The organism is Geopseudomonas aromaticivorans, assembly GCF_019097855.1.
GTDB lineage: Bacteria > Pseudomonadota > Gammaproteobacteria > Pseudomonadales > Pseudomonadaceae > Geopseudomonas > Geopseudomonas aromaticivorans.
The window spans coordinates 198,594-206,818 of sequence record NZ_JAHRGL010000002.1; the positions used below are offsets into that span (position 1 = coordinate 198,594).

7 protein-coding genes are annotated in these 8,225 nt (G+C 62.9%); 3 read left to right on the forward strand and 4 right to left on the reverse strand.

Going from position 1 to position 8,225, the window contains the following annotated elements; genetic code table 11:
- Positions 1-328 precede the first annotated feature (328 nt).
- The 3 genes from KRX52_RS02915 to KRX52_RS02925 all read left to right on the forward strand — a co-directional run bounded on the left by KRX52_RS02915 (position 329) and on the right by KRX52_RS02925 (position 5,132).
- Positions 329-1,378 carry an Lnb N-terminal periplasmic domain-containing protein gene (locus KRX52_RS02915; protein ID WP_217679652.1) on the forward strand — a complete coding sequence of 350 codons (1,050 nt, stop codon included), beginning with the start codon at positions 329-331 and terminating at the stop codon, positions 1,376-1,378.
- Between the two features lie 46 nt (positions 1,379-1,424).
- On the forward strand, positions 1,425-3,668 hold the full coding sequence (locus KRX52_RS02920) for a patatin-like phospholipase family protein (protein WP_217679653.1): 2,244 nt from the start codon (positions 1,425-1,427) through the stop codon (positions 3,666-3,668).
- A gap of 69 nt (positions 3,669-3,737) precedes the next feature.
- A complete protein-coding gene (locus KRX52_RS02925) occupies positions 3,738-5,132 on the forward strand; it encodes a DUF2252 domain-containing protein (RefSeq protein WP_217679654.1) in 1,395 nt (464 codons plus the stop codon).
- A gap of 148 nt (positions 5,133-5,280) precedes the next feature.
- Here KRX52_RS02925 and KRX52_RS02930 read toward each other — a convergent pair whose 3' ends face one another.
- The 4 genes from KRX52_RS02930 to KRX52_RS02945 form a co-directional block, all read right to left on the reverse strand.
- Positions 5,281-5,766, reverse strand: coding sequence for a DUF2846 domain-containing protein (locus tag KRX52_RS02930; protein WP_217679655.1), 486 nt, complete (start codon positions 5,764-5,766; stop codon positions 5,281-5,283).
- Between the two features lie 197 nt (positions 5,767-5,963).
- Positions 5,964-6,539, reverse strand: a complete 576-nt coding sequence (locus tag KRX52_RS02935) for a hypothetical protein (RefSeq protein ID WP_217679656.1) — start codon at positions 6,537-6,539, stop codon at positions 5,964-5,966.
- A gap of 182 nt (positions 6,540-6,721) precedes the next feature.
- Entirely contained in the window at positions 6,722-7,639 is a 918-nt protein-coding gene (locus KRX52_RS02940; RefSeq protein WP_217679657.1) for a DUF2092 domain-containing protein, read from the reverse strand.
- Between the two features lie 241 nt (positions 7,640-7,880).
- Positions 7,881-8,087, reverse strand: a complete 207-nt coding sequence (locus KRX52_RS02945; protein WP_217679658.1) for an SHOCT domain-containing protein — start codon at positions 8,085-8,087, stop codon at positions 7,881-7,883.
- Positions 8,088-8,225: the final 138 nt, after the last annotated feature.

Genomic DNA, 8,225 nt, shown 5'->3' on the forward strand with positions numbered 1-8,225 from the left:
AAGGCGGTATCGAATGAGTATTTCAGAGTAAATACCTGATTGATTTGGTTTTTCAGGCATTTAGCGGTGATCGGACTCATCCGATGCAGATTCATAAAATTCAATTAATGAATGGTAACTGCTGGATGCTGGCCTTATGAAGGTGGACTTGACATTTTGCGCCACGACTTCGTCGCTGGAAGTGATATAAAGTTCCCCTGCTAGAGTGGCGCTGTCTAATTGACGATACGCTGCCGCGTTGTAATTCACCCTATAACCCTGTCTTCTGGCCCGCGCCTTTCGTCCTGCGCTCAGGCTCAAGATGTGCCTACCGTTACGGCGAGCCCTCATGAATAAAGCCCCGCTCAGCATCGCAGCCGTCGTTGGCCTGGCGCTCCTTGGTTTGCTGGTCAGCATGGCGGCCGGCTGGGGCGCGCTCGCCATCGTGCTGAGGGGGCCGCATGACGAAACGCTGCGCAACGCCTTGGCAACGGTCTTTATCTTCGCCTCACTGGCGACCCTGATCGCCCTGGCCTCGCGGCGCTGGCGCTGGCGCGCCTTCGGCAGCTATCTCGCTGTGCTGGTAGTGCTGGGCGTCTGGTGGAGTGGTATCGAGCCTTCCAACGACCGCGTCTGGCAGGCCGACGTGGCGGCCTTGCCCCATGCCACCATCGAAGGCGACATCATCACGGTGCACAACATCCGCAACTTCGCGTACCGCAGCGAAACCGACTACACGCCGGCCTGGTACGACAAGCGTTATGACCTACGAAAACTGCAAGGAGTGGACCTGGGCGCCGTCTACTGGATGGGGCCGGCCATTGCCCATGTATTCCTCAGCTTCGACTTTGGCGGGGGGGACCACCTGGCCGTCTCCATCGAGACGCGCAAGGAGGAGGGCGAGGGCTACTCCACCCTCAAGGGCTTCTTCCGCGAGTACGAGCTCTACTACGTGGTGGCCGACGAGCGCGACCTGATCCGCTTGCGCACCAACTACCGTCGCGACCCGCCGGAAGACGTCTATCTGTATCGGATGCAGGGCGACATCGAGAACGGCCGGCGCCTGTTCCTCGAGTACATGAAGCGCATCAACTCGCTGCGTGAGCGGCCCGAGTTCTACAACACCCTGACATCCAACTGCACCACCAGCATCTGGATGAATACCCGGGTCAATCCGGGCCACCTCCCGTTGGACTGGAAGATCCTCGCCAGCGGCTACGTTCCGGAATACTTGTATGAACAGGGGCGGCTGGACAGCCAGGGGCTGCCGTTTGCCGAATTGCAACGGCGCGTCCATGTCAACGCCCGCGCCCAGGCCGCCGACGCGGCCGCGGATTTTTCCAAGCGTATCCGCGAGCAGCCTGCGGGCGTAATCGACGGCAGCGAAGCCGCTCTGTAAGCAGTACCTCAATTCAGGACTCGCGCATCAATAGGGAGTAATGCGGATGCAACTGCGTGATCGAATCAGCCTTGCCGCTCTGTGCCTGGCCATGGCCACCCTGCCGGCGATGGCCCAACCGGCAAAGCCAAGCGATCCCTCCCCAGCGGCGGACAACCCAAAGCGCCCCAGGATCTGCCTGGTCCTCTCCGGCGGCGGCGCTCGCGGCGCGGCGCATGTCGGCGTGATCAAGGTGCTCGAGGAGTACCGCGTACCGATCGACTGCATTGCCGGCACCAGCATGGGGGCGCTGGTTGGCGCTTCCTATGCAACCGGCACCAGCACGCCGGAGATGGACAAGATCCTCAAGACCATCTCGACCGAGCTGCTGTTCAAGGAGAACCCGCCGCGCCAGGAAATGGCCATGCGCCGCAAGCAGGATGACTACGGCATCCTGTTCACCCCCGAGGTCGGCCTCAGCGATGGCACGGTGAAGGTCGGCAAGGGCGTGGTGACCGGCGTGCAGCTGGAAACCGTGTTGCGCCAGCTGTCCAAGGCCAAGGGCCACTACCAGTTTGACAGCCTGCCGATTCCCTATCGCGCCGTGGCCACCGACCTGGTGACCGGCAAGGCCGTGGTGTTCAAGCAGGGCGAGCTGGCCAACGTCATGCGCGCCAGCATGTCGGTACCCGGCGCGGTGGCGCCGGCCGAGTTCGACGGCATGATGCTGGTCGACGGCATGCTCACTAGCAACCTGCCGGTGCAGACCGCCCGCGAGGAGATGGGCGCCGATATCATCATTGCCGTCAACGTCGGCACCCCGCTGCTCACCCGCGAGCAGCTCAGCGGCATCTTCGGTGTGACCGGACAGATGCTCAGCATCCTCACCGAGCAGAACGTGCAGGCCTCGCTGGCCGCGCTGCAGCCGACCGACATTCTGATCACTCCGGAGCTGGGCGACTTTTCCACGGGCGACTTCGACAACCTGCAACAGATCGCTCCGCTGGGCGAAGCGGCTGCGCGCAAGGTGGCCGACCGTCTCGCCCAGTTGTCCCTGCCGGCCGGCGAATACGCGGCGCTGCGCCAGCGCCAGCAGGCCACCGTGGTCGCCGACCTGCGGCCGGTCGACGAGATCCGCTTCGTCAACCTCAAGCGGGTCAACCCCGAGACCGCGCAGGCGGCGATGGATACCAAGGCAGGCCAGCCGATCGAGCAGGAGACCCTCGACCGCGACATGCGCCGCATCTACGGCATCGGCGACTTCGAGCACGTCAACTACCGCTTCATCGAGGAGCCGGGCAAACGCATCCTGGCGGTGGACGCCGCGGAGAAGTCCTGGGGGCCGGACTACCTGCGCTTCGGCCTCGGTCTGTCCAGCGACTTCAGTGGCGATGCCTTCTTCAACCTGCTCGGCAGCTATCGCAAGACCTGGCTCAATGAACTGGGCGCCGAGTGGCGGACCGATGCGCAGCTCGGCCACACCAGCGGTGTGTATACCGAGTTCTACCAGCCACTCAGCGCCGATGGCCCCTTCTTCGTCGCGCCGCGCGCCGCAATTGAACGGCGCACCGCCGACCTGTACCGCGATGACGATCGCGTCGCCAGTTACGAGATGACGTCCATGCTCGCGGGCATCGACATCGGCAGCCACTTCAACCGCTACGGCGAGCTGCGCCTGGGCGTGCTGGGCGGCAAGCTCACCCCTGAACTGGACACCGGGCCGGAAATTCTTTCGCCTGGGGGAGACAGCATCACGCAGGGGGCGTTCACCAGCCGGCTGATCCTCGACCAGCTCGACAGCGTGCACTTTCCGCGCTCGGGCTGGCGCGCCAGCATGAATACCTTCAACTCCAACAGCAGCCTCGGTGCGGACGACGAGTACACCAAGTGGGATGCCGACGCCAACGCCGTGTTCTCGTTCGGCAACAACACCTTCAACTTCGCCGTGAAGGCTGGCGACAAGGCCGGCAGCAACCCCCTGCCGCGCTATGACCAGTTCCAGTGGGGCGGCTTCCTGACCGGATCGGGCTACGCCACCGGCCAGCTGGCGGGCGAGAGCCTGCAGTTCGGTCGGGCGATGTACTACCACCGCATCCTGCGTAGCAGTATCTTCGAGGGGGCCTACAGCGGCTTCTCGCTGGAAGCCAGCCGGATCGGCGATCCGCTGGTGCCGGGCAACTCCGAGGACTGGCTGAGGTCCGCCAGCGTGTTCCTCGCCACGGACAGCCCGATCGGGCCCATGTACCTCGGCTACGGCCGCGCGGAGGACGGCAACAGCAGCTTCTACTTCTATCTGGGACGGCCGTTCTAGAGTCGGCGGGTGAACGACCGCATCTGAAGACGGTTGCCGCGCAGTAGCAACGACATGCAGGGGGCAAGGATGAATACCAGGAAAAGAACCACCAGCCCGGCGGTACCGGCAACCCCGGTATTCCGCTCCCGGGAAGAGCGTATCGCGGCGGGGCGGCTGCTGCGTGAGAGCGTACCGCGCAGCAGTCACGGCGCCTGGCAGCCCTCGTCCCGGGGGCGCGACCCCATCGCCATCCTCGAGAAGTCGAACGAGGACCGGGTGCCCGAGCTGGTGCCGATCCGCTACGGTCGCATGCTGCGCAGTCCCTTCGCCTTCCTGCGTGGCTCGGCGGCGCTGATGGCGCACGACCTCGCCAGTGCCCCGAGCACGGGGATCCGCGTGCAGGCCTGCGGCGACTGCCACCTGCTGAATTTCGGCCTGTTCGCCACCCCGGAGCGCAACCTGGTCTTCGACCTCAACGACTTCGACGAAACCCTGCCGGCCCCCTGGGAGTGGGACATCAAGCGGCTGGCGGCCAGTTTCGCGGTCGCCGGCCGCGATGCCCGATTCTCCGATGGCGAGTCGCGAGACGCCGCAGTGACCTGTGTGCGCGCCTATCGGGAAAACCTGCGCGAATACTCCAAGATGAACCCGCTTGAGGTCTGGTACTCGCGGCTGGATGTGGACACCCTGATCGACCTGGCGCCCGACGAGAAGGCCCGGAAACTGCGCGAGCGGTCCGCCGAAAAGGCGCGCACGCGGGTCATCGAAAGCCTCTTTCCCAAGATCGTGGCGCAGGTAGCCGGCCGCCATCGCCTGGTCGACCAGCCGCCGTTCCTCTACCACCCTGCTGACCCGGACGCAGAGGGGCTGCTGCGCGAGGGATTGGAGCACTACCGTAGTTCGCTCTCCGATGAGCGTCGCACCCTGCTGGATCGCTATCGTCTGGAAGACTTCGCCGTGAAGGTGGTGGGGATCGGCAGCGTCGGCACCCGCTGCCTCATCGGGCTGTTCTTCTCGGAGGAAAACCATCCCCTGATCCTGCAGTTCAAGGAAGCCCGTCGTTCGGTGCTCGAACCCTATGCAGGGAAAAGCCAGTATGACTATCAGGGGCAGCGGGTCGTGATGGGCCAGCGGCTGATGCAGTCTTCCAGTGACATCTTCCTCGGCTGGGCGCGCAGCCGGCGCGGTTACGACTTCTTCGTGCGCCAGTTGCGCGACATGAAGTTCACGCCGCCTGCCGAGGGGTTCAGCTCGGTGGACCTTCAGCGCTATGCCGGGCTGTGTGGCTGGGCCCTGGCCCGCGCCCATGCCAAGTCGGGCGATGCCGCCACCATCAGCGGTTATCTGGGCAAGGGCGACAACTTCGACGAGGCGATGGGAGACTTTGCTCTCGCTTACGCGGACCAGACCGAGCAGGATCATGCCGCCCTGGTGGAGGCCGTGAACTCCGGACGGCTGGAGGCCCTCGTCGAGGAGGAGTAGCGCCGGATGCTGTTTCAAGCTTCCGGCAATCGCCAGCCAGCCCCGTTCCATGCTGGTTGGCCCTGGCTGGCGAGTAAAAGTCGAGCGGCGTCGCAAAGGCGGATTGTTGCTCGCGCACCAAGCATACCTGCCTGATCAACTGCAGCGCTCACTCCGCCCGGGTCGTGTTGCGAATCTCATAGATGGCATCTTCGCTGCGCATCGGCACAAGGTTTACAAGGTAGCTCGGTGCTGGCTGTCCCAGGTTCATTTCGCTGAGGTTGTACTGCACATTCAGCTTGAGATACCGCACTTCCCCTGCGCCAACGGTGAAGTTCTGCTTGATATCCCTCGGCTCCCATTTGGAGTTCTCTGTCAAGCCGGTCACGCGGATTTCATGCTTGCCGGGCTGGAGGGTGATCGGAAAGTGGGTATTGAACTTCAGCTGCCCGACACTGAATCCATCGATTTGAATATCCGGGTAGGAATGGCGCAATGGCTGCATGCCAGGATTGCTGGCTTTAGGACGGTACAGATAAACGACGCTGGTGTTTCCCCCTGGCTGTTGAGGCTCAAAATATCCTGGGCCACTACATCCTCCAAGGGCAAGAGCAATGCTCATCAGGGTAGTCAGGCGGCTGGGTTTCATCTTCATGGCAATACATCCGGAATAATTCGCCACACAGGCTTGCCCGATTTCTCGTTGGGTGCCTGGGAAGCATCTTGATTTGTTGATGGCGCTGGCGACGGGGAAAAGTCGGGCTATAGCCTTGGTCGTCAGATGCGAACCCGACCTTCCTCACGGACCAACCGGGCAAAAAAGAAACCGGCGTCTTTGGCGCCGGTTCTGTGTCACATCGCCGGTGGCTGCACCGGCGTGTAGATCGGCCCGGAAGATCCATAGGCCTGGATGTAATAGGCTTGCCCGCAACGGTAATAGGTGACGCCCTTGACGTTCAGGACTTCAGGTGCACAGGGCAGGGTGGCTGTCGGGGGCGGCGGGGCGTAGACCACCGTGGTGGACGATGGCGCAGGCGCGCTCTGGCTGGCAGCGGAAGTCACGACCGATCCCACCACGGCACCGGCGACGAAGCCCACAGCTGCCGAGCCACTGTCCCAGTCATCGTCATCATCATGGTGGTCGTTGTAGTAGTAGTTTTCCTGGCGCGTCTCCACGTTCTGGTTCGCTGCGCTCTGACGTTGCGCCTGGTTGGTGGAACTGGTGCTCTGGCGTGCCTCCTGGTTGGCAGCCGCGGAACTCTGGCGGGCATCCTGGTTGGCGCTCGCCGCGCTCTGCCGCGCTTCCTGGTTGGCCGAGGACGTGCTCCCGGCAGACTCCCGCCGCGCAGCCTGGTTGCTGGCGGCGCTGCCGCTCGCCTGGGGGCGGCTGGCGGGTGCCGCTGCGGTCTGTCGCCGGCCAGCGGACAAGCTGCCCGCTGAAGCGGCGCCCTGCCGTGAGAATGACCTGTTGGCAGTCGATACGCCGGCTCCGCGTGAGGCCCCACCGGAAAACCGTGGCTCTCGTGCCTCCACATCAGGCGCCGTCCATACTCCCGAGAGCAGCGCCGCCAGGGCTGCCATAGAAACAAGGGCTGTCTGTCTTCTCACCGTCATGGCTTGACTCCTTCAATCGCGCTCTTCTCCGGTAGTGGGGTGCCAGATGCAGGGGGCAGCTGAGCGGCGAAAACGATCTGCTTCGCCGCGGCCGGTGGGGTGAATTTGAAGGTGCTCTTGTCGAAGCGCGGCGCAAGATTCCAATTGGAAAAGTCAGCCCGGAACTGTGGCTGACCTTCAGCCGCGGGGTAATTCAGTACGATGCGCAGTGGCAACGGCTGCTTGCCGTCCGCAATCCACACCTGGAAGTCCACGCTCGCGGTGCGCGCGGCGATGTGATGGGCTGGCTTGCCGAGAATGTTGGTGTGCTCGACGTAGTCGATGCTTTGCACGCGGCGCTGAAGCTCGTCAGCGGATTTCTCCATCAGCAGCGGAGCGAGGGGCAGGCGCATTTGCAAATCACGCACGAAATGGATGACCGAGGCATCGATATTCCCGGGCTGGGGCGCCTGGGCATACACATTCGCTTCGCTATTGAGGGTGGTGATCAGCTTGCCGTCGAACAGCATCAGGTCACGACCACCATTGCTGGTGGTTTCCAGCACGCGAAGGCGATCAGGCCGCTGGACCGCAAGCTCACGGATTTCCCCGAACTCGATCTTCTGGCCGTTCTCCTGAACCACGTCATAAGCGATTTGCAGTGAAACGCTGAATTTCTCGGTCTTGCCCAGCAGGCCAGCCATTTCCATCAGGCGTGCCCGCGCGAACTGCTGCGCTTCCGTTTCGACCTGCGCGGGTGCCGTGGCTGCTTGGCTGGAGGGCGCCGCATTCGATTCTGCCCACGCGGGATTGGCTGCCAGGATGCTGGCGCTCAGCATCAAGCCTGCCCGCAGCATGACGGCCATGCGTGTCTGGCCTTGCGGGGTGGATGTGCCTGGCACCAGGTGCCGGTAGCGAGTCTTCTCGATAGTCACGGTTTACCCTCGCCTGAGAGTTCATGGATGGTGGCCGAGTCGCGCGCTGACGGCGGAGAACTGGGCATGAGATTCCGGATCCGGATATCTCTGGTTCATCCATTTCGGGATGATGGCAACAGCGCCAACAGGCCGGGACTCCTGAATAGCTATCCCTGACCAATTCAATAGACAATTCAACAGGGAATAAAAACGGCTCGCATAATTGCAAGCCGTTTGGAGTTCCACTGATACGGTCCGATCAGTCTTCCATCTTGTCGAGAATGGCTTTGCGGGCATCGTCGTATTCACCCTGGCTGATGATGCCTTTGTCGAGCGCCGCCTTGAGGTCGATCAACTGTTGGCCATAGGTGGCGCTGCTCGTCTGTACCGTGGCACCGCCACCGGCGCAGCCGGTAAGAAGCAGGCAGCTGGCCAGCGCGGCGGTAATGGCGAAATCCCTGATCATTGGAGCTCCTTTAGGGAAGGTCTGAAAAACACTTCCCGATCTGGTGAAATAGCCGCCAGTCCCTCTGGAGCCCCCCTTGCATGAAGCAACTGTCCTTCGCCGATGCGGAGTACGCCGGCAAACGCAAACAGACCCGCC

What these genes read in the sequence shown, in the direction of transcription:
- KRX52_RS02915 (WP_217679652.1), top strand. Translation starts at nt 329, where the DNA reads ATGAATAAAGCCCCGCTCAGCATCGCAGCCGTCGTTGGCCTGGCGCTC.
- KRX52_RS02920 (WP_217679653.1), top strand. Translation starts at nt 1,425, where the DNA reads ATGCAACTGCGTGATCGAATCAGCCTTGCCGCTCTGTGCCTGGCCATG.
- KRX52_RS02925 (WP_217679654.1), top strand. Translation starts at nt 3,738, where the DNA reads ATGAATACCAGGAAAAGAACCACCAGCCCGGCGGTACCGGCAACCCCG.
- KRX52_RS02930 (WP_217679655.1), bottom strand. Translation starts at nt 5,766, where the DNA reads ATGAAGATGAAACCCAGCCGCCTGACTACCCTGATGAGCATTGCTCTT.
- KRX52_RS02945 (WP_217679658.1), bottom strand. Translation starts at nt 8,087, where the DNA reads ATGATCAGGGATTTCGCCATTACCGCCGCGCTGGCCAGCTGCCTGCTT.